The 22,085-nt window shown below is 70.1% G+C and carries 21 protein-coding genes and 2 tRNA genes; 18 read left to right on the top strand and 5 right to left on the bottom strand.

Annotated features, from left to right (window positions below; genetic code table 11):
• The first annotated feature begins 142 nt into the window (after positions 1-142).
• Positions 143-637 (top strand): ribose-5-phosphate isomerase, encoded by a 495-nt coding sequence (locus ACIP84_RS19805; protein WP_355966514.1) that lies wholly within the window; start codon positions 143-145, stop codon positions 635-637.
• Positions 637-1,446 carry an Fpg/Nei family DNA glycosylase gene (locus ACIP84_RS19800; protein WP_401799009.1) on the top strand — a complete coding sequence of 270 codons (810 nt, stop codon included), beginning with the start codon at positions 637-639 and terminating at the stop codon, positions 1,444-1,446. The genes ACIP84_RS19805 and ACIP84_RS19800 overlap by 1 nt, the downstream gene beginning before the upstream one ends.
• Before the next feature lie 13 nt (positions 1,447-1,459).
• Here the strand turns inward: ACIP84_RS19800 and ACIP84_RS19795 are convergent, their stop codons facing one another.
• Positions 1,460-2,689 (bottom strand): GNAT family N-acetyltransferase, encoded by a 1,230-nt coding sequence (locus ACIP84_RS19795; protein WP_401799007.1) that lies wholly within the window; start codon positions 2,687-2,689, stop codon positions 1,460-1,462.
• 106 nt (positions 2,690-2,795) lie between these two features.
• On the opposite strand from ACIP84_RS19795, the gene ACIP84_RS19790 reads away from it, so the two are divergent.
• A complete protein-coding gene (locus ACIP84_RS19790; RefSeq protein WP_383592545.1) occupies positions 2,796-3,941 on the top strand; it encodes a PP2C family protein-serine/threonine phosphatase in 1,146 nt (381 codons plus the stop codon).
• Positions 3,942-4,097: 156 nt separating this feature from the next.
• On the top strand, positions 4,098-4,292 hold the full coding sequence (locus tag ACIP84_RS19785) for a hypothetical protein (RefSeq protein ID WP_190156661.1): 195 nt from the start codon (positions 4,098-4,100) through the stop codon (positions 4,290-4,292).
• A 55-nt stretch (positions 4,293-4,347) separates the two neighbouring features.
• On the opposite strand, the gene ACIP84_RS19780 is transcribed toward ACIP84_RS19785, so the two are convergent.
• Positions 4,348-4,824, bottom strand: a complete 477-nt coding sequence (locus ACIP84_RS19780) for an amphi-Trp domain-containing protein (protein WP_401799004.1) — start codon at positions 4,822-4,824, stop codon at positions 4,348-4,350.
• A gap of 152 nt (positions 4,825-4,976) precedes the next feature.
• Positions 4,977-5,050: transfer RNA gene (locus ACIP84_RS19775), tRNA-Gly, on the bottom strand.
• A gap of 132 nt (positions 5,051-5,182) precedes the next feature.
• On the opposite strand from ACIP84_RS19775, the gene ACIP84_RS19770 reads away from it, so the two are divergent.
• The 6 genes from ACIP84_RS19770 (at position 5,183) to ACIP84_RS19745 (ending at position 10,292) form a co-directional block, all read left to right on the top strand.
• Positions 5,183-5,259 (top strand) — tRNA-Pro (locus ACIP84_RS19770).
• 171 nt (positions 5,260-5,430) lie between these two features.
• Positions 5,431-6,816, top strand: a complete 1,386-nt coding sequence (tig, locus tag ACIP84_RS19765) for a trigger factor (RefSeq protein ID WP_401799002.1) — start codon at positions 5,431-5,433, stop codon at positions 6,814-6,816.
• A 240-nt stretch (positions 6,817-7,056) separates the two neighbouring features.
• Positions 7,057-7,674 carry an ATP-dependent Clp protease proteolytic subunit gene (locus ACIP84_RS19760; protein ID WP_355966533.1) on the top strand — a complete coding sequence of 206 codons (618 nt, stop codon included), beginning with the start codon at positions 7,057-7,059 and terminating at the stop codon, positions 7,672-7,674.
• Positions 7,675-7,736: 62 nt separating this feature from the next.
• A complete protein-coding gene (locus tag ACIP84_RS19755; RefSeq protein WP_401799000.1) occupies positions 7,737-8,399 on the top strand; it encodes an ATP-dependent Clp protease proteolytic subunit in 663 nt (220 codons plus the stop codon).
• 156 nt (positions 8,400-8,555) lie between these two features.
• Positions 8,556-9,839 (top strand): ATP-dependent Clp protease ATP-binding subunit ClpX, encoded by a 1,284-nt coding sequence (gene clpX, locus ACIP84_RS19750; protein ID WP_024755522.1) that lies wholly within the window; start codon positions 8,556-8,558, stop codon positions 9,837-9,839.
• A 210-nt stretch (positions 9,840-10,049) separates the two neighbouring features.
• Positions 10,050-10,292 (top strand): hypothetical protein, encoded by a 243-nt coding sequence (locus ACIP84_RS19745; RefSeq protein ID WP_355966537.1) that lies wholly within the window; start codon positions 10,050-10,052, stop codon positions 10,290-10,292.
• 78 nt (positions 10,293-10,370) lie between these two features.
• Here the strand turns inward: ACIP84_RS19745 and ACIP84_RS19740 are convergent, their stop codons facing one another.
• Positions 10,371-11,333, bottom strand: a complete 963-nt coding sequence (locus ACIP84_RS19740; protein WP_401798997.1) for a hypothetical protein — start codon at positions 11,331-11,333, stop codon at positions 10,371-10,373.
• Positions 11,334-11,470: 137 nt separating this feature from the next.
• Between ACIP84_RS19740 and ACIP84_RS19735 the strand changes: the two genes are divergently transcribed.
• On the top strand, positions 11,471-14,092 hold the full coding sequence (locus ACIP84_RS19735) for a valine--tRNA ligase (protein WP_355966542.1): 2,622 nt from the start codon (positions 11,471-11,473) through the stop codon (positions 14,090-14,092).
• Between the two features lie 255 nt (positions 14,093-14,347).
• Entirely contained in the window at positions 14,348-15,487 is a 1,140-nt protein-coding gene (locus tag ACIP84_RS19730) for an ATP-binding protein (protein ID WP_355966545.1), read from the top strand.
• 31 nt (positions 15,488-15,518) lie between these two features.
• On the opposite strand, the gene ACIP84_RS19725 is transcribed toward ACIP84_RS19730, so the two are convergent.
• The gene (locus ACIP84_RS19725; RefSeq protein WP_401798994.1) at positions 15,519-16,541 is read right to left on the bottom strand and encodes a rod shape-determining protein; all 1,023 of its coding nucleotides are present in this window, start codon (positions 16,539-16,541) and stop codon (positions 15,519-15,521) included.
• A 101-nt stretch (positions 16,542-16,642) separates the two neighbouring features.
• Between ACIP84_RS19725 and ACIP84_RS19720 the strand changes: the two genes are divergently transcribed.
• The 6 genes from ACIP84_RS19720 (at position 16,643) to mreD (ending at position 22,074) form a co-directional block, all read left to right on the top strand.
• On the top strand, positions 16,643-18,142 hold the full coding sequence (locus tag ACIP84_RS19720; protein WP_355966550.1) for a folylpolyglutamate synthase/dihydrofolate synthase family protein: 1,500 nt from the start codon (positions 16,643-16,645) through the stop codon (positions 18,140-18,142).
• A 4-nt stretch (positions 18,143-18,146) separates the two neighbouring features.
• Positions 18,147-18,512, top strand: a complete 366-nt coding sequence (locus tag ACIP84_RS19715; RefSeq protein ID WP_355966553.1) for a DUF4233 domain-containing protein — start codon at positions 18,147-18,149, stop codon at positions 18,510-18,512.
• A 66-nt stretch (positions 18,513-18,578) separates the two neighbouring features.
• On the top strand, positions 18,579-18,992 hold the full coding sequence (gene ndk, locus ACIP84_RS19710) for a nucleoside-diphosphate kinase (RefSeq protein WP_329278755.1): 414 nt from the start codon (positions 18,579-18,581) through the stop codon (positions 18,990-18,992).
• A 299-nt stretch (positions 18,993-19,291) separates the two neighbouring features.
• Positions 19,292-20,311, top strand: a complete 1,020-nt coding sequence (locus ACIP84_RS19705; protein ID WP_030317599.1) for a rod shape-determining protein — start codon at positions 19,292-19,294, stop codon at positions 20,309-20,311.
• A gap of 93 nt (positions 20,312-20,404) precedes the next feature.
• Positions 20,405-21,409, top strand: a complete 1,005-nt coding sequence (gene mreC, locus ACIP84_RS19700; protein ID WP_401798991.1) for a rod shape-determining protein MreC — start codon at positions 20,405-20,407, stop codon at positions 21,407-21,409.
• The gene (gene mreD, locus ACIP84_RS19695) at positions 21,406-22,074 is read left to right on the top strand and encodes a rod shape-determining protein MreD (protein WP_209494857.1); all 669 of its coding nucleotides are present in this window, start codon (positions 21,406-21,408) and stop codon (positions 22,072-22,074) included. Before mreC ends, mreD begins: the two co-directional genes overlap by 4 nt.
• Positions 22,075-22,085: the final 11 nt, after the last annotated feature.

The raw sequence follows: 22,085 nt of genomic DNA, 5'->3' as shown, positions 1-22,085 counted from the left end.
CCGGGAACGGGGGTGATCGGAAGACCTCATTCCGGATCGTTGCCTGGACCACTTCGCGAGAGTCGAAGGTCCGTACCAGGCCGGGTGAAGGTCCCGACCCCGCTGCCTGCTACCCGGCCCCGGACATGCCACACTCGGTTTCATGCGCGTCTACATCGGTTCCGACCACGCCGGCTTTGAACTCAAGAACCACCTCGTCGAGTGGCTCACGGCACACGGCCACGAGCCCGTCGACTGCGGTCCCCACATCTACGACGCCCTGGACGACTACCCGCCGTTCTGCCTGCGTGCCGCCGAGAAGACGGCCGCGGACCCGGACAGCCTGGGCGTCGTCATCGGTGGTTCGGGCAACGGCGAGCAGATCGCCGCGAACAAGGTGAAGGGGGTGCGCGCCGCCCTCGCCTGGAGCGAGCAGACCGCCGCCCTCGGCCGCGAGCACAACAACGCCAACGTGATCTCCGTCGGTGGCCGGATGCACACCCGGGAAGAGGCGACCAAGTTCGTCGAGATCTTCCTCAGCACCCCGTACTCCGGTGACGAGCGTCACACCCGCCGGATCGACATGCTCACCGCGTACGAGAACACCGGCGAGCTCCCCCCGATCCCGGCCCACCACCCGCAGGAGCCGACCGCCTGATGCCCGAGGGGCACACGATCCACCGACTGGCCGCCGACCACCGGGAACGGTTCGGCGGCCGGTCCGTGCGGGTGACCAGCCCGCAGGGCAAGTTCACGGACTCCGCGGCACTGCTCGACGGCGTCGTGCTCGACACCACCGAGGCCCACGGCAAGCACCTCTTCCTCGGCTTCGCCGGCATGGGCTGGGTCCACATCCACCTCGGCCTCTTCGGCAAGGTCGGCTTCGGCGACGCGCCCGCCCCGCCGCCCACCGAAACGGTCCGGCTCCGCCTCGCGAACCCCGAGTCGTACGTCGACCTCCGCGGCCCCACCACCTGCGCGCTGATCACGGACGCCGAGAAGCAGGCGATACACGACCGCCTCGGCCCGGACCCGCTCCGCGACGGCGACGACCCCGACCGGGCCTGGCGCCGCGTCTCGAAGTCCCGCACCACGATCGCCGCGCTGCTCATGGACCAGAAGGTCATCGCCGGTGTCGGCAACGTCTACCGCGCCGAGGTCCTCTTCCGGCACGGCATCGACCCCTACCGCGCGGGCAAGGACCTCACGCGCGGTGAATGGGACGCGATCTGGGCGGACCTCGTGGCGCTCATGCGCGAGGGCGTCCGCCTGAACCGCATCGACACGGTCCGCCCCGAGCACACCCCCGAGGCGATGGGCCGCCCGCCGCGCGTGGACGACCACGGCGGCGAGGTCTACGTCTACCGCCGCGCCCACATGCCCTGCCACCTCTGCGCGACGGAGATCCGCACGGCGGACCTGGCAGCCCGGAACCTCTTCTGGTGCCCGGGCTGCCAGCGGCGCTAGCGGGCGCGCCCCGCTAGAACGGGTGCGGCAGCCACGGCGCGACCGGTGATCCGAACGCCACCGAGGCCTCCACCAGCGCCCCCTCGCGCAGCTCCCGCACCCGTCCGGCTCCCGCCAGCGACACCAGTGAGATGCCGCCCAGATAGGCCGCGCCCAACTCCCGTACGGAAAGCGTCAGATCCGCCGGATCCGAGGTCCGGACGCAGGTCGCGCCCTTCTGGTCGCCGGTCAGCCGCCACCGCCCCTCGTTCCACGGACAGAACGCGTCCTCGACCTCGAACACCACGTCCACCGGCGCCTGGTACGTCCGCGCCTCGAGCGCCGCACCGACCTCCACCAGCCGCACGTGCAGCACGTCCCGCAGCTTCGACTCGCACCGGCGCACATCGCTCACCAGATGCTGCCAGCCGTCGTCCACCGGCCGACTGTGGATCCGTACCTCCGAGGTCAGGTCCACCGAGCAGAGGAACCGCCACAGCGCCGCCTCGGCCAGCGGGTCGAGCCCCATCAACTGGTGCACGTTCACTGCTCCGTTGGCCCCCGCGTACGACCAGTCCGGCTTGATCGCGTAGTGCGCGAAGCCCACGACCTCCCCGTCCCGCTCCGCGAGCACGCACTGCCGGGGCGACGCGCCCTCCCGATCGCCCGCCGGGTCGATCAGGGGCAGCCGCTCCCACCCCGGCCGCCGCGCGAGCATCCCGGGACGTGTCGGCACCAGCCGCGCGTACACCGCCTCGCACACCGCGGAGGACTCCGTCAGGTCCGCCATGCGCAGCGAGACCCCGTCCGTACCCTCCGGCACCGTCAGCCGCACCCGGTTCGTGTCGATCGTCGCGCGCACCGTGTACGAGCCGACGCCGTACCCGAACCGCCCGTAGATCTCGGGTTCGGATGCCGTCAGCACGGCCAGGGACTCGCCCGCCGCCCGCAGGTCGTCCAGCTGCCGCCGCATCATCGACGTCAGGATCCCGCGCCGCCGGTGCGTGCCGGCCACGCTCACCATCGTCACGCCCGCGGCCGGGACCGACGCCCCGCCCGGCACCGTGAGCCGGAACGTGAAAGCCCCCGCCGTACCGACACACAGGTCACCGTCCCAAACCCCCAGAGAACGGTCGAACTCGGTCAGGTCCCGCCACAACTGCCGTTCCTCCGGCGCCTCGGGCACACCCCCGAAGGCGAGTTCGAGGACTCCGTACCAGCGGTCCCACTCGGTCGGGTCGAGAACCCGCAGTTCAGTAGTCATATGCCATCGATATCAGCGGCGCCCGCCCGGGGCGACCCGATTTCACGCACATTGTCACAGGGGTACCCCTGCGCGATGTCGGACGGGATGGATAGGGTCCAGGCCAATGGGACACCGCGGCGGAGTGAAGACGTACGCGGCCCGGATGCGCCGACGCGCCCGCCGGGCCCGCATCGCGCTGCGCAGATCCGGCGTCGACTACTTCCGCGGGGACGGCTCCGACTGGCTCGCCTTCGCCGGTCTCCTGCTGATGATTCCGGCCATCGCCTTCGGCACGATCCTCGACCCGGTCTGGTGCGCGCCCGCCGCCCTGGTGCTGCCGATCGTCGCCGGCGGACTGCTGCTGCGCCCCGCCAGCCTGCTCGGTCTGTACGCGGCCGCCGCCGGCGCCCTCATCGTCGAGTCCATCGTCCTCGGCCCGTACACCCAGGGGCCCGCGCGCGTGACCCCCGGCACCGTCCTGGTGGTCGCCGCCTGCGGACTCTTCGGACTGCTCATCGCCCAGTTCCGGGCCCGGGTCGGGGTGCCCTGGCGGCGCGGCGGCACCATGCTCTTCGACCTGCGCGAGCGCATCCGCGTCCAGAGCGCCCTGCCGCGGCTCCCTCAGGGCTGGCACCGCGAGATGGCCCTCCGCCCGGCCGGCGGCCAGTCGTTCTCCGGCGACTTCGTCGTCGCCGCCCGCACCCACGGCGGCCGGACCCTGGAGGTCGTCCTCACCGACGTCTCCGGCAAGGGCATGGACGCGGCCTCCCGCTCCCTGCTGCTCTCCGGCGCCTTCGGCGGACTCCTCGGCTCGCTCCCGCCGCACGGCTTCCTGCCCGCGGCCAACGGCTATCTGCTCCGGCAGAACTGGGACGAGGGCTTCGCGACCTCCATCCACCTCGTCCTCGACCTGGAGTCCGGCGACTACGAGCTCTTCTCCGCCGGCCACCTGCCCGCCCTCCAACTGCACGCGGGCAGCGGGCGCTGGGAGGAGAAGGCCGCCGACGGGCCCCTGCTCGGCGTCTACGACGGTGCCGAGTTCCACCCGGACAAGGGATCACTGCGCCCCGGCGACGTCCTCATGCTCTTCACCGACGGCCTCGTCGAGGCCGCCGACCGGGACATCGCCGAGGGCATCGACCGCCTCACCGGCGAGGCCGACCGCTGCGTCGTGGAAGGCTTCGACGGCGTCGCCTGGGACCTGATCGAGGCCGTCGCCAAGGACGTCAACGACGACCGGGCCCTGCTGCTGATCTCCCGCCGCGCCTGATCCGCGTCCGCCGCGGCGGCGTGATCTTCTCCACGACGATTCGTCACCAGGCAGCGGGGGCAGGGGGGTTGGTGGCACGATGGAGACAGCGGGGGGTGTTCCGGGACACGGGCTCCCTGGTGGGCAAGGCGGGACCGACCGAGGGTGTGATCAGTTGTGGCCATTTCACTGTCTGTGGTGTTGCTGTTGGCAATCATCATGGTGGTGCTGATCCGCGGGGGGAGCCTCAAGGGCGGCCCTGCCGTGGTCGCGGTCCTCTTCGGCTTCTTCCTCGCCTCCACCGGCATGGCCGACGACATCCAGCGCTTCCTGGACTCGATAACGCAGACGGTCGCCTCGATCAAGTTCTGAGACAGGCCCCGGGAACGCCCCGAGGGCGGACACCGGGGCAGCTCCCGGGCGACCCTCAGGCCGCGGCGGTCTCGGCCGACGCCGGGGACTTCGCCGCCCGCTTCGTCCGCCGGCCGCCACCGGAGGCCGACGCGGGCCCGGCCGCCGCCGTGCGCGACTTCGCCGGTGTCGCCGACTCGGCCGCCTGGCTCCTCTTCGAGGCCCTCGACGGTGTGCTCCTCGCCGCCGTGCCCCTCGCCGCCGTGCTCTTCGACCCCGCAGCCTTCGCCGGCTCGGCCGACTTCGACGGCGCGCTCTTCCGGGCGCGGCCCGTCGGCCACTTGAACTCGATCTCCAGCTCGATCTCCCCGCCCGACACCTCGAATTCCAGCTCGCAGCGGAGCTCGTCGGGGATGCGCAGGCTCAGGGTCCCCGCCCCCAGCTCCAGCTCGGCCTCCCCGCCCTGACGCAGGGCGGCGGCGAGCGCGGTCAGCTGGTCCGCCGCCTCGGCGCGGGACAGCGAGCGCTTCTGCTCGAACTTCAGGTCCTTCATGGACGGCCTCCGGTGCGGAGAAGGACGGGGTGTGATCTCAGCCCAGTCTGCGGCCGTCCGCCCGACCCGGCATCTCGCACGGCCCGGGGACACCCCGTGAAACAGCTCGGGGCCGGTCAGGAGAAGAAGACTCCTGACCGGCCCCGAGCTCATGGAGCGGGTGACGGGAATCGAACCCGCGTAGCTAGTTTGGAAGACTAGTGCTCTACCATTGAGCTACACCCGCACAGCATCGCGCCGCAGGTCACGAGGACCGCGGCACGAAGAGCATGGTAGCGGTTCGGGGGCCCTTCGCGCACACCCCGAAATCAGGGGGCGCCGCACAGTCCCCGTCCATGTACCCTACGTGTCGCACCGACGGGGTGTGGCGCAGCTTGGTAGCGCGTCCGCTTTGGGAGCGGAAGGCCGTGGGTTCAAATCCCGCCACCCCGACCATGACGATCACGCGCACAGCTCGCGCGCTCTTGATCACGTTGTGGGCGTCATCCCGCTTGCGGTTACTATGCAAGCTGCGTGCCCGTGTGTCTTTCTGACCGGGCCGACCCGCCGGAACCGCCACACGCGGCGCCGGTGGATTCCAGGAATCAGCCACAAGGAGACCGAACCGTGAAGAGCGCCGTGGAGACCCTGAACCCGACCCGGGTTCGGCTCACTGTCGAGGTGCCCTTCGAGGAGCTCAAGGACAGCCTCGACGCGGCGTACAAGAAGATCAACCAGCAGGTCACGGTCAAGGGCTTCCGTAAGGGCAAGATCCCGGCTCGCGTGATCGACCAGCGGTTCGGCCGCGGCGCCGTGCTGGAAGAGGCCGTCAACGACGCGCTCCCGAAGTTCTACACCGAGGCCGTCAACGAGGCCGAGGTCAACCCGCTCGGCCAGCCCGAGGTCGACATCACCGAGCTGAAGGACGGCGAGCTGCTGGCCTTCACCGCCGAGGTCGACATCCGCCCGACGCTCGAGATCCCGGACTACTCCGGCATCGAGGTCACCGTCGACCCGGTCGAGGTCACCGACGAGGACGTCGAGAAGTCCGTGGAGCAGCTCCGCGAGCGCTTCGCCTCGACCTCCGCGGTCGAGCGCGCCGCCCAGGACGGCGACGTCGTCACCATCGACCTCGAGGCCAAGGTCGAGGGCGAGGTCCTGCCCGACGGTGTCGCGAGCGACGTCTCGTACACCATCGGTTCGGGCGAGCTGCTCGACGGCATCGACGAGGCCGTCAAGGGCCTGGAGGCCGGCGGCGAGGCCACCTTCACCTCGCAGCTGAAGGGCGGCTCCGCCGAGGGCAAGGACGCGGAGGTCACCGTCAAGGTCACCGCCGTCTCCGCCCGTGAGCTCCCCGAGCTCGACGACGAGTTCGCGCAGATGGCGTCGGAGTTCGACACCCTCGACGAGCTCAAGGCCGACAGCCGCAAGCGCCTCGAGAACATGAAGCAGTTCGACCAGGCCACCCAGGCCCAGGAGCGCGTCCTCGACGAGCTCCTCAAGCTGGTCGAGGTCCCGATGCCCGAGAAGCTTCTCGAGGACGAGATCAACACCCGCAAGCACAACCTGGAGCACCACCAGCTCGGCCAGATGGGCCTCGACCTCGCGAAGTACCTGGAGATCCAGGGCAAGACCGAGGAAGAGTTCCTGGCCGAGACCAAGGAGCAGGCCGAGAAGGGCATCAAGACGCAGTTCATCCTCGATGAGCTCGTCAACAAGGAGAAGCTCGACGTCTCCCGCGAGGAGCTCACCGAGCACCTGTTCCGCCGTGCCGCCTCCTCCGGCATGAGCCCCGACCAGTTCGCCCAGGCCGTGGCCGAGGGCGGCCAGGTTCCGATGCTCGTCGGCGAGGTCGCCCGCGGCAAGGCCCTCGCGGTCGTCGTCGAGGCCGCCAAGGTCGTCGACACCAACGGTGAGGTCGTCGACCTCTCCGACGACGAGGACGAGGTCGAGGCCTCCGCCGAGGCCGTCGAGGCCGTCACCGGCGAGGCCGAGGTCTCCGAGGACAAGTAAGGGGCCCTCCGCCCCGCGCGGACCCCGCTCCACGGGCCCGTACGCACTCCAGTGCGTACGGGCCCGTGGACGTACGAGGACCCGGCCATGCGCCCCCAACTACCTTGCGCTCCCAGCGAACAGTTCGGGAACCGGGATGGCGTTGTCCTACCTGCGCGTTAGGGTCCATGAAGAGAGGGCAGTGCCCTCGGTACGAGACGCTGAGACGGCCCTGGCCGTCGGAGACGAGCAGGTGGATACGTGACGAATCTGAAGCCTTACGCCGCGGGTGAGCCGTCCATCGGTGGCGGCCTCGGCGACCATGTCTACAACCGGCTGCTCGGCGAGCGGATCATCTTCCTCGGCCAGCAGGTCGACGACGAGATCGCCAACAAGATCACCGCCCAGATGCTCCTCCTGGCCGCCGAGCCGGACAAGGACATCTACCTGTACATCAACAGCCCCGGCGGCTCGGTGACGGCCGGCATGGCGGTCTACGACACCATGCAGTTCATCCCGAACGACGTCGTCACCATCGGTATGGGCATGGCGGCCTCCATGGGTCAGTTCCTGCTCACCGCCGGCGCCCCCGGCAAGCGTTTCGCGCTGCCGAACACCGACATCCTGATGCACCAGGGCTCCGCCGGCATCGGTGGCACCGCCTCCGACATCAAGATCCAGGCCGAGTACCTCCTTCGCACGAAGAAGCGCATGGCCGAGATCACCGCGCAGCACTCCGGCCAGACCGTCGAGGCGATCATCCGCGACGGCGACCGCGACCGCTGGTTCACCGCGGACGAGGCCAAGGAGTACGGCCTCATCGACGACATCATCACCCACGCCGCAGGTGTTCCGGGCGGCGGCGGCACGGGCGCCTGAGCCCCGTCCGCCCGCCCCAGAGCCCCAGCCCACCGAACGCCACCAGGACGGTGAACACCCAGATGCAGAACAACCTCTCCGCGAGCGGCCTCTACACCGGCGCGCCGATGGACAACCGCTACGTCGTGCCGCGCTTCGTCGAGCGCACCTCGCAGGGCATCCGCGAGTACGACCCGTACGCCAAGCTCTTCGAAGAGCGCGTGATCTTCCTCGGCGTGCAGATCGACGACGCGTCCGCCAACGACGTCATGGCGCAGCTCCTGTGCCTGGAGTCGATGGACCCGGACCGTGACATCTCCATCTACATCAACAGCCCCGGTGGCTCCTTCACCGCGCTGACGGCGATCTACGACACGATGCAGTTCGTGAAGCCGGACATCCAGACGGTCTGCATGGGCCAGGCGGCCTCCGCCGCGGCCGTGCTGCTCGCCGCCGGCACCCCCGGCAAGCGGATGGCCCTGCCGAACGCCCGCGTGCTGATCCACCAGCCGTCCGGCGGCACCGGCCGTGAGCAGCTCTCCGACCTGGAGATCGCCGCCCGCGAGATCCTGCGCATGCGCAGCCAGCTCGAGGAGATGCTGGCCAAGCACTCCTCGACGCCGATCGAGAAGATCCGCGACGACATCGAGCGCGACAAGATCCTCACGGCCGAGGACGCCCTGGCGTACGGCCTGGTGGACCAGATCGTCTCGACCCGTAAGAGCACGGCCGCCGCGGCAAACTGACGCCCGACCTTCCCGTGGCACGGTACGTGTGGCCGAATCGCGACCATGTGAACCGTGCCAAGGGGGGCCCGAACGGGGGGCCCGGCAAGGTACCGTCGAATATGAGGCACCAGGAGTCGCTGAACCAGGCGCTCCCAGGCGAAGGGGAAGCACCTCGTGGCACGCATCGGTGATGGCGGCGACCTGCTCAAGTGCTCGTTCTGCGGAAAGAGCCAGAAGCAGGTGAAGAAGCTCATCGCGGGACCCGGTGTGTACATCTGCGACGAGTGCATCGACCTCTGCAACGAGATCATCGAGGAAGAACTCGCGGAGACGAGCGAGGTGCGCTGGGAGGAACTCCCCAAGCCCCGCGAGATCTACGAGTTCCTCGAGGGGTACGTCGTCGGGCAGGAGCCCGCGAAGAAGGCCCTCTCGGTCGCGGTGTACAACCACTACAAGCGCGTCCAGGCCGGCGAGAACGGCGGCGGGGCGGGGCGGGACGACGCCATCGAGCTGGCGAAGTCCAACATCCTGCTGCTGGGCCCCACGGGCTCCGGCAAGACGCTCCTGGCCCAGACGCTGGCGCGCATGCTCAACGTTCCGTTCGCCATCGCCGACGCGACGGCGCTGACGGAGGCCGGCTATGTCGGCGAGGACGTCGAGAACATCCTGCTCAAGCTGATCCAGGCCGCCGACTACGACGTCAAGAAGGCCGAGACCGGGATCATCTACATCGACGAGATCGACAAGGTCGCCCGTAAGAGCGAAAACCCGTCGATCACCCGCGATGTCTCCGGCGAGGGCGTGCAGCAGGCCCTCCTGAAGATCCTGGAAGGGACGACGGCCTCGGTGCCGCCGCAGGGCGGCCGGAAGCACCCCCACCAGGAGTTCATCCAGATCGACACGACGAACGTGCTCTTCATCGTGGGCGGCGCCTTCGCCGGCCTCGAGAAGATCATCGAGTCGCGGGCGGGCGCCAAGGGCATCGGCTTCGGGGCGACCATCCGCTCCAAGCGCGAGATCGAGGCGAGCGACCAGTTCCAGGAGGTCATGCCGGAGGACCTGGTGAAGTTCGGGATGATCCCCGAGTTCATCGGTCGCCTGCCCGTCCTCACCTCCGTCCACAACCTGGACCGCGAGGCGCTCCTCCAGATCCTGGTCGAGCCGCGGAACGCCCTGGTCAAGCAGTACCAGCGCCTCTTCGAACTCGACGGCGTGGAGCTGGACTTCGACCGCCCGGCCCTGGAGGCCATCGCCGACCAGGCGATCCTCCGCGGCACCGGCGCGCGAGGCCTGCGAGCGATCATGGAGGAGGTCCTCCAGTCGGTGATGTACGAGGTCCCGTCCCGCAAGGACGTGGCCCGCGTGGTCATCACGGCGGACGTCGTCCGCAACAACGTGAACCCGACGCTGGTCCCGCGGATCGTGAAGAACGACGGCAGGCACGAGAAGTCGGCCTGAGCCGTACACGCAGCGAGAGGCCCGGTTGGTTCGATGAACCAACCGGGCCTCTCTGTGCGCGCGCCGTGCGTTGGACATGGGGAAGGGCGATCAAGCCAATCCCTCGATCCGCCCTTGACGGCGCCCGCAGCCGAATCAAACAATTGGGTCAATTGTTCGAGTTGTTGAGATGTGTGAGGGATGCTCGTGCTCCGGTCCAAAGTCCAGCGGGTGCTGGTCGCCACGTGCGTAGTTGGTGCTGCCGCAATCCTGCCGGTCACGACTGCTGCTCCTGCCCAGGCGTCGATAGTTGACTGCCAGACCTACCTGCACTACGAGGGATACAAGGTCGGCCCGAAGGTCACCAAAGCCTGCGGCCTCGGTCAGTGGTGGCAGTACGGCAGCTGCCTGGGGTTGCTCCTGCAGGCGGGCGTGAGGCAGGAGCATGCGACCACGGCCTGCAACGTGGCGTAGGTGGGAACTCCCTTGTCTTCATGGTGATGCCCGGCGAGTTCGAGGAACTGGCCGGGCATCAACGCGTTCACTCCGACGTCAGGCCTTGCTGCGCGAAGCCTTGTACTGCTGTGCCGTCAGCTCGGCGACCTGGTCCAGGGTGAAGCCCTGGCCGCCGGTCAGCATCGTCGACGGGTCGATCGCGTTGACCACGCCCACTGTGCCGTAGTCCGCCCAGATGCACGTGGGCACCGTGAACGACTTCGGGCCCGGAGTGGTCTCCGTCTTGATGCTCTCGAGCGTGAGGTTCTGGCACTTCATCAGCGCGCCCTCGAACCCGGCGGGCGTCTTGCTCTCGGGGCTGCCGACCGGGGTCACCTTGACGTCCTCGGTCTTGGCTCCCTGGTTCTTCCCGTAATTGGCGAACGCGGCGTCGATCGCTTCCTCCGGGTCGGCGACCTCGCCCCACATCCCGTTCAGGCTCATGTTCTTGCTCTTGAGGGGATCGGTCGAGTCACCGGACTTGTACGAGGCCTGGGCCTGCTGCGGGTTCTTGATCCCCATGGCGTCGGCGGCGACCTTCTGCTCGGCGCTCAGCTCGCCGCTCTTGCCGGTACCTTCCTTCTTGTACTCGCCGATCGTCGCCGCTGGAGTGATCTTGTACCCCTTGGTGTCGTCGGCCACGGCACCGTTGCCGCCCCCGCCCAGCACGAAGTACGCGCCCACGCCGATCGCCGCCACCACCGCGACCGCGCCGATGATCCAGCCCGCCTTCGACTTCTTCGGGGCCGGCGGGTGGGGGACGTAGCCGCCGGGGCCCTGGGGGGCGCCGTACGGGGGCTGCTGGCCGTACGGGCCGGGCTGCTGGGGCTGCTGGGGGTAGCCGTACGGCGGCTGCTGCGGCGGGACGCCCTGCGGGGCCTGCTGGGGGTAGCCGTAACCGGGCTGCGCGCCGTACGGTCCCGGCTGCTGCGGCTGCTGCCCGTACGGTCCCGGCTGCTGGCCGTAGGGCCCGGGCTGCTGCGGCTGCTGGCCGTACGGGCCCGGCTGGTTGTAGCTCATCGACAGGTTCCCCTCACAGGATGTTTATGCCTCCGAACATCCTGGCGGAACGGCGGGGGCGTCAGTGCGGCGGGGGCCACACCGTTACCGAACCAAAGCGTTTCAGGACAGCACCGGGACACCCCTAAACTGGCCCCGTGACCGAGAACACTCAGCAGCAGACAGCGCCCATCACCGAACTGCCGACGACGTACGCGCCGGCCGAGGTAGAGGGGCCGCTGTACGAGCGCTGGGTAGAGCGCGGCTACTTCGAGGCGGACGCGAAGAGCGACAAGCCCGCGTACACGATCGTCATCCCGCCGCCGAACGTCACCGGCTCGCTCCACCTGGGCCACGCCTTCGAGCACACGCTGATCGACGCCCTCACCCGCCGCAAGCGCATGCAGGGCTTCGAGACGCTGTGGCAGCCCGGCATGGACCACGCCGGCATCGCCACCCAGAACGTCGTCGAGCGTGAGCTCGCCAAGGAGGGCAAGTCCCGCCACGACCTGGGCCGTGAGGCCTTCGTCGAGCGCGTCTGGGAGTGGAAGGCCGAGTCCGGCGGGCAGATCGCCGGCCAGATGCGGCGCCTCGGCGAGGGCCTCGCGTGGAGCCGTGACCGCTTCACCATGGACGAGGGTCTCTCCCGCGCGGTCCAGACGGTCTTCAAGAAGATGTTCGACGACGGTCTCATCTACCGCGCCGAACGCATCATCAACTGGTGCCCGCGCTGTCTGACGGCCATCTCCGACATCGAGGTCGACTACCAGGACGACGACGGCGAGCTCGTCTCCATGAAGTACGGCGAGGGCGAGGACACCATCGTCGTCGCCACCACGCGTGCGGAGACGATGCTCGGTGACACCGCCGTCGCCGTCCACCCCGACGACGAGCGCTACGCCCACCTGATCGGCAAGCAGATCAAGCTGCCGCTGACGGACCGGACCATCCCGGTCGTCGCCGACACGCACGTCGACCCGGAGTTCGGCACCGGCGCCGTCAAGGTGACCCCGGCGCACGACCCGAACGACTTCGCCATCGGCCAGCGCCACGACCTGGAGTCCATCGAGGTCCTCGACGAGCGCGGTGTGATCACCGTCCACGGCCCCTTCCAGGGCCTGGACCGTTTCGAGGCGCGCTCCGCGATCGTCGCCGCCCTGCGGGCCGACGGCCGGATCGTCGCCGAGAAGCGTCCGTACGTCCACTCCGTCGGCCACTGCTCGCGCTGCAAGACGACGCTGGAGCCGCGTCTGTCGCTGCAGTGGTGGGTCAAGGTCGAGACCCTCGCCAAGGCCGCGGGCGACGCGGTCCGCGACGGCCGCGTCGACATCCACCCGGCCGACATGTCGCAGCGGTACTTCGACTGGGTCGACAACCTCAACGACTGGTGCATCTCGCGCCAGCTGTGGTGGGGGCACCGCATTCCGGTCTGGCACGGCCCGAACGGCGAGCTGGTCTGCGTCGGACCCGACGACGAGGCGCCCACGGGCGAGGGCTGGACGCAGGACACCGACGTCCTCGACACGTGGTTCTCGTCCGGCCTGTGGCCGTTCTCCACGCTCGGCTGGCCGGAGCAGACGCCCGATCTGGAGAAGTTCTATCCGAACTCCGTCCTGGTCACCGGCTACGACCTCATGTTCTTCTGGGTCGCCCGGATGATGATGTTCGGTCTGTACGCGATGGACGGTCAGCCGCCGTTCCGCACGATCGCGTTCCACGGCATGGTCCGCGACGAGTTCGGCAAGAAGATGTCGAAGTCGTTCGGGAACACGGTCAACCCGCTGGACTGGATGGACAAGTACGGCTCCGACGCCCTGCGTTTCACCCTGGCCAAGGGCGCCAACCCGGGCGTCGACGTCCCGATCGGCGAGGACTGGGTCCAGGCGTCCCGGAACTTCGCCAACAAGATCTGGAACGCGACCCGCTTCGCGATGATGAACGGCGCCACCATCGAGGGTCCGCTGCCGGACGCCTCCGAGATGTCGGCGACCGACCGCTGGATCCTGTCCCGGCTCAACGAGACGGTCGCGCAGGCCGACGCGTACTACGAGGACTTCCAGTTCGCCAAGCTGGCCGACACCCTCTACCACTTCGCGTGGGACGAGGTCTTCGCCTGGTACGTCGAGCTGTCGAAGACCACGTTCTTCGCGGGCGGCGAGGGTGCCAAGGTCTCCGGCCGGGTCCTCGGCGAGGTCCTGGACGTCATGCTGCGGCTGCTGCACCCGATCGTCCCGTTCGTCACCGACACCCTGTGGACGACCCTCACCGGTGGTGAGTCCCTCGTGGTCGCCGACTGGCCGAAGGACAGCGGCTTCCGCGACAAGGCCGCCGAGCAGGAGATCGAGCTCGTCCAGCGGGTGGTCACCGAGGTCCGCCGCTTCCGCAAGGAGCAGGGTCTCCAGGACGCCCAGAAGGTGCCGGCGCGCCTCACCGTCGAGGGCACCCCGCTGGTCGCGCACGAGTCCGCCATCCGCCAGATCCTGCGCCTCCAGCCGGAGGGCGAGGGCTTCGCCGCCACCGCCTCCCTGCCGGTCGCCGGCGCCACGGTCGCGCTCGACCTGTCGGGCACGATCGACGTGGCCGCGGAGCGCAAGCGTCTCGCGAAGGACCTCGCGGCCGCCGAGAAGGAGAAGGCCCAGGCGAACGGAAAGCTCGGCAACGAGGCGTTCCTGGCCAAGGCCCCGGACAACGTGGTCGACAAGATCCGTGGCCGCCTCGCCAAGGCGGACGAGGACATCGCCCGCATCGAGGCCCAGCTGGCGAACCTGCCGCAGGCCTAGGACGGCTCGCCGAAGGGGCCCGGAACCGTGTCACGGTTCCGGGCCCCTTCGCGTACGCCTGCCGGTACACCGTCCCGTCCGCCTCGCGGCGAGCGGCCACGCGGCGAGCGGTGCGGCTGCGAAGGGCAGCTGCTTCTGTGAAGCGTGGTGCACGGTTCCGACGCAAACAGGAATACGGACGAAGTGCCCGATCTCACATCAGACGGGACTTCAGGTCCGCGTCGTCGGGACGAAAGACCTTGGATGATGGAAGGCATGCTCCGCCTCCCCACCGTCCCCGCGCTGCGCCGATGCGTGGACCGGTGGGCGGTCTCGCCCCGCGCCCTCGACGTCGTCGCCGCGCTCAGCGCCTTCGGTCTCATGTGCCTGGACGTGCCGGGGCTCGCCCGCGCCGACAACTCCCTGACCGGCGTCACCGCCACCCTGGTCCTCGCGGCCGGCGCCGCCACCCTGGTCCTCCGGCGCCGACTTCCCTGGGTGCCGTACCTGGTGGCGCTCGTCCTGATGGGCTGGCTGCACGAGCTGACCATGATCCAGTTCGCGCTGTACTCGATCGGCCGGTACCGGGGGCGCCGTGCCGCCGTCGTCGCCACCCTGCTGTACGTCGGCGTCGCCTACGGCCTCTTCCTGACCCCCGGCTGGCCCGCCCGGCACGGCGACACCCTGAGCGACTTCCTGAGCCTGGTCGTCCCGATCGGTGTCCTCGCGGCGGGCGTCGGCATCGCCGCGTACCGCCAGGACCTCGTCCGCGCCCTGGAGGTCCAGCGGCGCGAGGCCGCCGCCCGGCAGGCCGTCCAGGAGGAGCGGATCTCCGTCGGCCGGGACGTCCACGACCTGGTCGGCCGCGAACTGACCGTGCTCGCGGTGCGGGCCGAGGTCCTGGCCGTACGGGCCAGGGGCGACGGCCACCAGAAGGACTTCGAGGAGCTCGCGGACACCGCCCGGCGCGCCCACCTCATGCTCAACGAGACGATCGTGCGCCGCGCCGACCGGGACGTGGCCACTCCCGGCCTCGAAGGGCTCGCCGAGCTCGCCGGGGAGAGCGAGCGGATGGGCAGCCCCGTCGAGCTGACGGTCGCCGAGGAGGCGAAGGCTCTCTCGCCGCTGCGGCAGGCGGCCGTCCACCGGGTCGTGCGGGAGTGCCTGACGAACGCCGCGAAGCACGCCCCCGGGCTGCCCGTGACGGTCACGATCACGGTGGAGGGCCCCGACCTGCGCATCGAGGTCCGCAACCCGCTGCCGAAGACCCCGCCGGACCCGGCCCCGGTCTCCACCGGCACCGGGCTGTTCTCGATGGAGGAGCGGGTCACCAGCATGGGCGGCACCCTGAAGGCCCGCCGGGAGGCCGGCGGCTACGAGGTGACGGCGCTGCTGCCGACGGGCCTGCGGCGCTGACTCCGGGGGCTGGCCACCCGCTGAGGCGCGGTCAGCGCACCGTCTCCGCCTTCCCCAGCACCCGCTGCAGCCCGTCGAAGTCCTCCACGCACCGCCCCGACCCCAGCACCACGCAGTCCAGCGGCCGGTCCGCGACGAAGACGGGGATGCCCGTCGCCGAGGCCATCCGCAGGTCGAGACCCGGCAGCAGCGCCCCGCCGCCGGTCAGCACGATGCCGTGCTCCATGACGTCGCCGGACAGCTCCGGCGGGCACTCCTCCAGGGTGACCCGTACCGCCGAGATGATCGCCTCGACGGGCTCGTCGAGCGCCGCCCGCACCTCGGGCACCGTCAGTTCCACCGTCCGGGGCAGTCCGCTGACCTTCTCCCGGCCGCGCACGGTGAAGGTCTCGCCCTCGCGCTCCTCCTCGCCCGGCACCGGCCAGGCCGTGCCGATGGCGACCTTGACGTCCTCTGCGGTCCGCTCGCCGATGAGCAGCGAGTGCCGCTTGCGGACGTAGTCGGTGACGGCCGCGTCGAGACGGTCGCCGCCCACCCGCAGGGACTGGGCCGTGACGATCCCGCCGAGCGAGATCACCGCCACCTCGGTCGTACCGCCGCCGATGTCGACGACCATCGAGCCGCGCGGGGAGGAGACGGGCAGCCCGGCGCCGATCGCCGCCGCCATCGGCTCCTCGATCAGATGGACCGCCCGCGCGCCGGCCGAGAGCGAGGCGTGCACGATGGCCCGCCGTTCGACCTGGGTGACCCCGCTCGGCACGCACACGACCATCCGGGTGCGGGGCCGGCGGCGGCCGGGGACCGCCTTGCGCACGAAGTGCCGGATCATCTCCTCGGCCGCCTCGTAGTCGCTGATCACGCCGTCCCGCAGTGGGCGGATCGCGGTGATCGAACCGGGCGTGCGGCCGATGGTCTCCTTCGCCTCCGTACCGACGGCGAGCGCCTGCCGCGAGCCCTCCTGCACCGCCACCACCGACGGTTCGTCGAGCACGATGCCCTGGCCCCGTGCGTAGAGGAGCGTGTTGGCCGTGCCGAGGTCGATCCCTATGTCCATGATCGCCAAGTTTGCCCGGCCGGTCCGGCGGACGGTGGACCGAAGGTCCCGAATGGGGTGGGTCCAATGTCCTGTCGGTACCGCTCCGTAGACTGGGGCCCGTGAGCGAGCCGAGCGACCCGAGTGACCAGTTCGACGACATCGTCGACGCCGAGACCGACCGAGACCCCGACCTGGCGGTGATCGAGGCCGGCAGCCGCACCCTGCGCACCCAGGGCGGCCGGCCCCAGGGCGACCCGGTGCCCAGCCGCCCCGAGGACCCGGAGCTCGACAAGGCCCTGCGCGAGGTCGAGACCGAGCTGTCCACCCGCTGGGGCGAGACCAAGCTGGAGCCCTCGGTCACCCGGATCGCGGCCCTGATGGACGTCCTCGGCGATCCGCAGCGCGCGTACCCCTCGATCCACATCACCGGCACCAACGGCAAGACGTCGACGGCCCGCATGATCGAGGCCCTGCTCGGCGCCTTCGAGCTGCGCACGGGGCGGTACACGTCGCCGCACGTGCAGACCATCACCGAGCGCATCAGTCTGGACGGCGCCCCGATCTCCGCCGAGCGGTTCGTGGAGACGTACCAGGACATCAAGCCTTACGTGGAGCTGGTCGACGCCCGCGAGGAGTACCGGCTCTCCTTCTTCGAGGTCCTCACCGGAATGGCGTACGCGGCCTTCGCCGACGCCCCGGTCGACGCGGCCGTCGTCGAGGTCGGCATGGGCGGCACCTGGGACGCGACGAACGTCATCGACGGCTCCGTCGCCGTCGTGACCCCCATCGACCTGGACCACACGGACCGGCTCGGCACGACGACCGCCGAGATCGCCGGCGAGAAGTCCGGGATCATCAAGCAGGGCGCGACCGTGATCCTGGCCCAGCAGCCGGTGGACGCGGCGCAGGTCCTGCTGAAGAAGGCCGTCGAGGCGGACGCCACCGTGGCCCGCGAGGGCATGGAGTTCGGCATCGTCGCCCGCGAGGTCGCGGTCGGCGGCCAGCTCCTCACCCTGCGCGGTCTGGGCGGCGAGTACGACAACATCTTCCTGCCGCTGCACGGCGCCTACCAGGCGCACAACGCGGCGGTGGCGCTGGCGGCGGTCGAGGCCTTCTTCGGGATCGGCGCGGAGCACGCGCGGACCCTGGACCTCGACACGGTCCGGCAGGCCTTCGCCCAGGTGGCCTCGCCCGGCCGGCTGGAGATCGTCCGCTCGTCCCCGACGGTGATCCTGGACGCCGCGCACAACCCGCACGGCGCACGGGCGACGGCGGAGGGCGTCAGTGAGGCCTTCGGCTTCTCGCGGCTCGTCGGCGTGGTCTCCACGAGCGGCGACAAGGACGCCAAGGGCCTCCTGGAGGCCTTCGAGCCGATCTTCGCGGAGGTCGTCGTCACGGCGAACTCCAACCCCCGCGCCACGGACGTCGACGCGCTCGCCGCCCTGGCGGTCGAGGTCTTCGGCGAGGACCGGGTCGTCGTGGAGCCGCGGCTGCCCGACGCCCTGGAGGCGGCCATCACGCTCGCGGAGGAAGAGGCCGAGTACGGCGGCGCGGGTGTCCTCGTGACCGGTTCGATCTTCACGGTCGGGGACGCCCGGCTGCTGCTGCGAAGGGGCTGACCCGATGCGTACGCTCTGTTCCTCGACGCTCATCGGCGAGTTCTTCGTGATCGGGTTCGCCGGTCTCGTCGCGATGAAGGACGACAGTCTCGCGATGTCCACGGTCTGGTGGGTCTGCGGTGTCGCGATGGCCGTCTCGGTGCTGCTCTGTGGGATGGTCACCCGCCCCGGCGGCGTGCAGCTCGGCTGGGCGCTGCAGATCGGCCTGATCCTCAGCGGTTTCGTCGTGCCGACGATGTTCTTCCTCGGGGCAGTTTTCGCCGGTCTGTGGTGGGCTTCTGTTCACTATGGGCGACGGATCGACGACATCAAGGCACGGTGGGCCGAGGCCCAGGCCGCAGGGGCCTCGGCAGGGCCTGACGCTGCGTAATCGAGGGGCGTGCGGGGCCTGTAGCCTCGGAGGTCCCGCACACCGCTTTTCCGAAGGAGTTCCCCCGTGAGCCAGCGCACGCTCGTCCTGCTCAAGCCCGACGCCGTCCGCCGTGGCCTGGTCGGCGAGATCATCGGCCGTATCGAGCGCAAGGCCGGCTGGACCCTGGCGGCCCTGGAGCTGCGCGAGCTGGACCAGGAGACCCTGGAGCAGCACTACGGCGAGCACAAGGGCAAGCCCTTCTACGAGCCGCTGATGGGCTTCATGGCCTCCGGCCCCGTCGTCGCGCTCGTCGTCGAGGGCGAGCGGGTCATCGAGGGTGTCCGCCAGCTGGCCGGTCCGACCGACCCGATCGCCGCCGCGCCCGGCTCGATCCGCGGCGACTTCGGCACCATCGTCCGGGAGAACCTGATCCACGCCTCCGACTCGGAGGAGTCGGCCCTGCGCGAGCTGAAGATCTTCTTCCCCGGTCTCGTCTGAGCCGACCCGACTTCGCTGACTCGGCGTCAGCCGAACGCAGCAGCCTGTGGGGCGACCGAAGGAATTCGGTCGCCCCCAGGCATATGAACGCCGATCCCGGGAACGGATCGCCGCGTCCTACCGTCACCTGTACAGAGGTGGACCACCGCGCGGTATCCGGGCGGGCGGCACTACGATGGAAAACTCCACGCCGCACCACCTTCAGCCACCCACTTCAGCACGGTTTCGCCTGCCTGAGCAGCCGTCAACGCTCGCTGGGGAAGGCCCGAAGCATCCTCATGGGAAACAAGGGGAACTCAATGTCGTTCATCGGCCGTGACATGGCTATCGACCTCGGGACTGCCAACACGCTGGTGTACGTCAGGGGGCGTGGCATCGTCCTCAACGAGCCGTCCGTCGTCGCGATCAACACCAACACCGGCGGCATCCTCGCGGTGGGCGCCGAGGCGAAGAAGATGATCGGCCGGACACCCGGCAACATCGTCGCCGTCCGGCCCCTGAAGGACGGCGTGATCGCCGACTTCGAGATCACCGAGCGGATGCTCCGCTACTTCATCCTGAAGATCCACAAGCGTCGCTACCTGGCCCGCCCGCGGGTCGTCGTCTGCGTGCCCTCCGGCATCACGGGAGTGGAGCGCCGCGCCGTCATCGAGGCCTCGACGCAGGCCGGCGCCCGTCAGGTGCACATCATCGAGGAGCCCATGGCGGCGGCCATCGGCTCGGGCCTCCCGGTCCACGAGGCCACCGGCAACATGGTCGTGGACATCGGCGGCGGCACCACCGAGGTCGCCGTCATCTCCCTCGGCGGAATCGTCACGGCACAGTCGATCCGGGTCGCCGGCGACGAGTTGGACAACGCGATCATCCAGCACATCAAGAAGGAGTACTCGCTCCTCCTCGGTGAGCGCACCGCCGAGCAGATCAAGATCACCATCGGCTCCGCGTACGACCTCGACAAGGACGAGCACACCGAGATCCGCGGTCGCGACCTCGTCTCCGGACTGCCCAAGACCGTGGTCATCTCGGCCGCCGAGGTCCGCAAGGCCATCGAGGAGCCGGTCAACGCCATCGTCGACGCGGTGAAGACCACGCTCGACAAGTGCCCGCCGGAGCTCTCCGGTGACGTCATGGACCGCGGCATCGTTCTCACGGGTGGCGGCGCCCTGCTCCGCGGCCTCGACGAGCGCCTCCGCCGCGAGACCGGAATGCCGATCCACATCGCCGAGGACCCGCTGGACTCGGTGGCGCTCGGCTCCGGCAAGTGCGTGGAGGAGTTCGAGGCCCTCCAGCAGGTCCTGGACGCCCAGCCGCGCCGCTAGCACCACCCGCACGGCCCATGCGGGCACCACCGCACAGCCGTACGACCGCACAGCCGAACAACCGAACCACGAGGAAAGGCACGGCCGCCGCACGTGAGGGACACACGAGAGAGCCGGCTGCTCCTGGTGCTGCTGATCGCCATCGCGTTCGCACTGATCACGGTGGACATCCGCGGCGGTCAGGAGTCACCCGTCGACGGTGCCCGGCAGGCCGCAGCGGCGGTCTTCGGGCCCGTCGAGAACGGTGTGGCGGCCGCCGTCGACCCCATCGGCAACGCCATAGGCGCGGTCAGGGACTCCGGCGAACGGCACACCCGGATCGCCGCCCTGGAGAAGGAGAACGCCGCGCTCAAGGCGGAGCTCGGCAGCGACGACCGCAACCGCAACCGGCTGCGCGAGCTCGACTCCATCCTGAAGACCGCCGGCGCCGGGCAGTACGGCATCAAGGGCGCCCAGGTCATCGCCATAGGAGCGGCCCAGGGCTTCTCCTGGACCGTCACCGTCGACGTGGGCGCGCGCGACGGCATCAAACGGGACATGACCGTGCTGAACGGCTCCGGGCTCGTCGGCCGCGTCACCACCGTCGGCCCCTCGACCTCCACGGTCCTGCTGGCCAACGACCCCGACTTCACCGTCGGCACGCGCATGGAGAAGTCCGACGAACTCGGCTTCGCCACCGGCCAGGGCGACCGCCCGCTGCTCGTGCAGCTCCTCAACGGCAAGGCCAAGGTGAAGCCGGGCGACCGGCTCGTCACCTTCGGCTCGCGCGCCGACAAGCCGTTCGTGCCGGGCGTCCCGGTCGGCGAGGTCGTCCGGGTCGACCCCGCGGGCGGCGGCCTGACCCGCAACATCTACGTCCGCCCGTACGTCGGCTTCACCAAGCTCGACATCGTCGGCATCGTCGTCCAGGCCCCCCGCGCCGACCCGCGCGACATGGTCCTCCCGCAGAAGCCGAAGCCCGCGCCGACCGTCACCGTCACGGTGACGCCGACGCCGACGTCACCGGACGGGCAGCAGGCCGCCGACGGACAGCGGAACCAGCAGGGCCAGAACCAGCAGAACCAGCAGGGCCGGGACCAGGGGGACGCGACACCGTGAAGTTCAACCGGATCCTTCTCTCCGCCACGCTGATCGTGGTGGCCCTGGTCGTGCAGGTCTCCGTGCTCGCCCGGCTCCAGCTCCCCGGCGCCGTCCCCGACCTGGTCCTGCTCACCGTGGTCGGCCTGGCCCTGGTGTACGGACCGGTCAGCGGCTCGCTCATCGGCTTCAGCGCCGGCCTCCTCGCCGACCTGGCCCCGCCCGCCGACCACGCCGCCGGCCGCTACGCCCTCGTGCTCTGCGTCATCGGCTACCTCGTCGGCCTGGCCCGGCCGGAGAACGGCCGACTGACCTCGGCGACCGGCCCGATGGCCGTCGTCGTCGCGGCCGCCGTCGGCTCCACCCTGCTGTACGCGGGGGTGGGCGCCCTCGTCGGCGACACCGCCGCCCGCCATGTCGGCCTGGGGTTCCTGCTGTTCACCGCGGCCGTGTACGACCTGCTCCTCGCGCCCTTCACGGTGCCGCTCATCATGGCGCTGGCCCGCCGCGCGGAGAACGACCCGCTCGCCGACGCCGGCGGGGGCAACGGCGCCGACGTCGCCTCCGGCTGGCTCTCCTCCGGCACCGGCCTGAGGATCGGGAACCAGCGCGGCGGCCTGCGGGTGAAGACCGCCCGGAGCCGCGCCTCACGGGCCGGACGTATCAAGGGAGTCAAGCGACTGTGACCGAGGGGGCC

This window comes from Streptomyces sp. NPDC088707, assembly GCF_044752725.1.
Lineage (GTDB): Bacteria > Actinomycetota > Actinomycetes > Streptomycetales > Streptomycetaceae > Streptomyces.
This window is presented reverse-complemented; position numbering and strand designations above follow the sequence as displayed.

Bases quoted from the DNA above. Each gene is read 5' to 3' on its own strand.
- ACIP84_RS19730 (WP_355966545.1), top strand. From the start codon at position 14,348: ATGCTCCGCCTCCCCACCGTCCCCGCGCTGCGCCGATGCGTGGACCGG.
- ACIP84_RS19805 (WP_355966514.1), top strand. From the start codon at position 143: ATGCGCGTCTACATCGGTTCCGACCACGCCGGCTTTGAACTCAAGAAC.
- ACIP84_RS19790 (WP_383592545.1), top strand. From the start codon at position 2,796: ATGGGACACCGCGGCGGAGTGAAGACGTACGCGGCCCGGATGCGCCGA.
- ACIP84_RS19715 (WP_355966553.1), top strand. From the start codon at position 18,147: ATGCGTACGCTCTGTTCCTCGACGCTCATCGGCGAGTTCTTCGTGATC.
- ACIP84_RS19725 (WP_401798994.1), bottom strand. From the start codon at position 16,541: ATGGACATAGGGATCGACCTCGGCACGGCCAACACGCTCCTCTACGCA.
- ACIP84_RS19800 (WP_401799009.1), top strand. From the start codon at position 637: ATGCCCGAGGGGCACACGATCCACCGACTGGCCGCCGACCACCGGGAA.
- ACIP84_RS19795 (WP_401799007.1), bottom strand. From the start codon at position 2,689: ATGACTACTGAACTGCGGGTTCTCGACCCGACCGAGTGGGACCGCTGG.
- ACIP84_RS19780 (WP_401799004.1), bottom strand. From the start codon at position 4,824: ATGAAGGACCTGAAGTTCGAGCAGAAGCGCTCGCTGTCCCGCGCCGAG.
- ACIP84_RS19755 (WP_401799000.1), top strand. From the start codon at position 7,737: ATGCAGAACAACCTCTCCGCGAGCGGCCTCTACACCGGCGCGCCGATG.
- ACIP84_RS19705 (WP_030317599.1), top strand. From the start codon at position 19,292: ATGTCGTTCATCGGCCGTGACATGGCTATCGACCTCGGGACTGCCAAC.
- ACIP84_RS19740 (WP_401798997.1), bottom strand. From the start codon at position 11,333: ATGAGCTACAACCAGCCGGGCCCGTACGGCCAGCAGCCGCAGCAGCCC.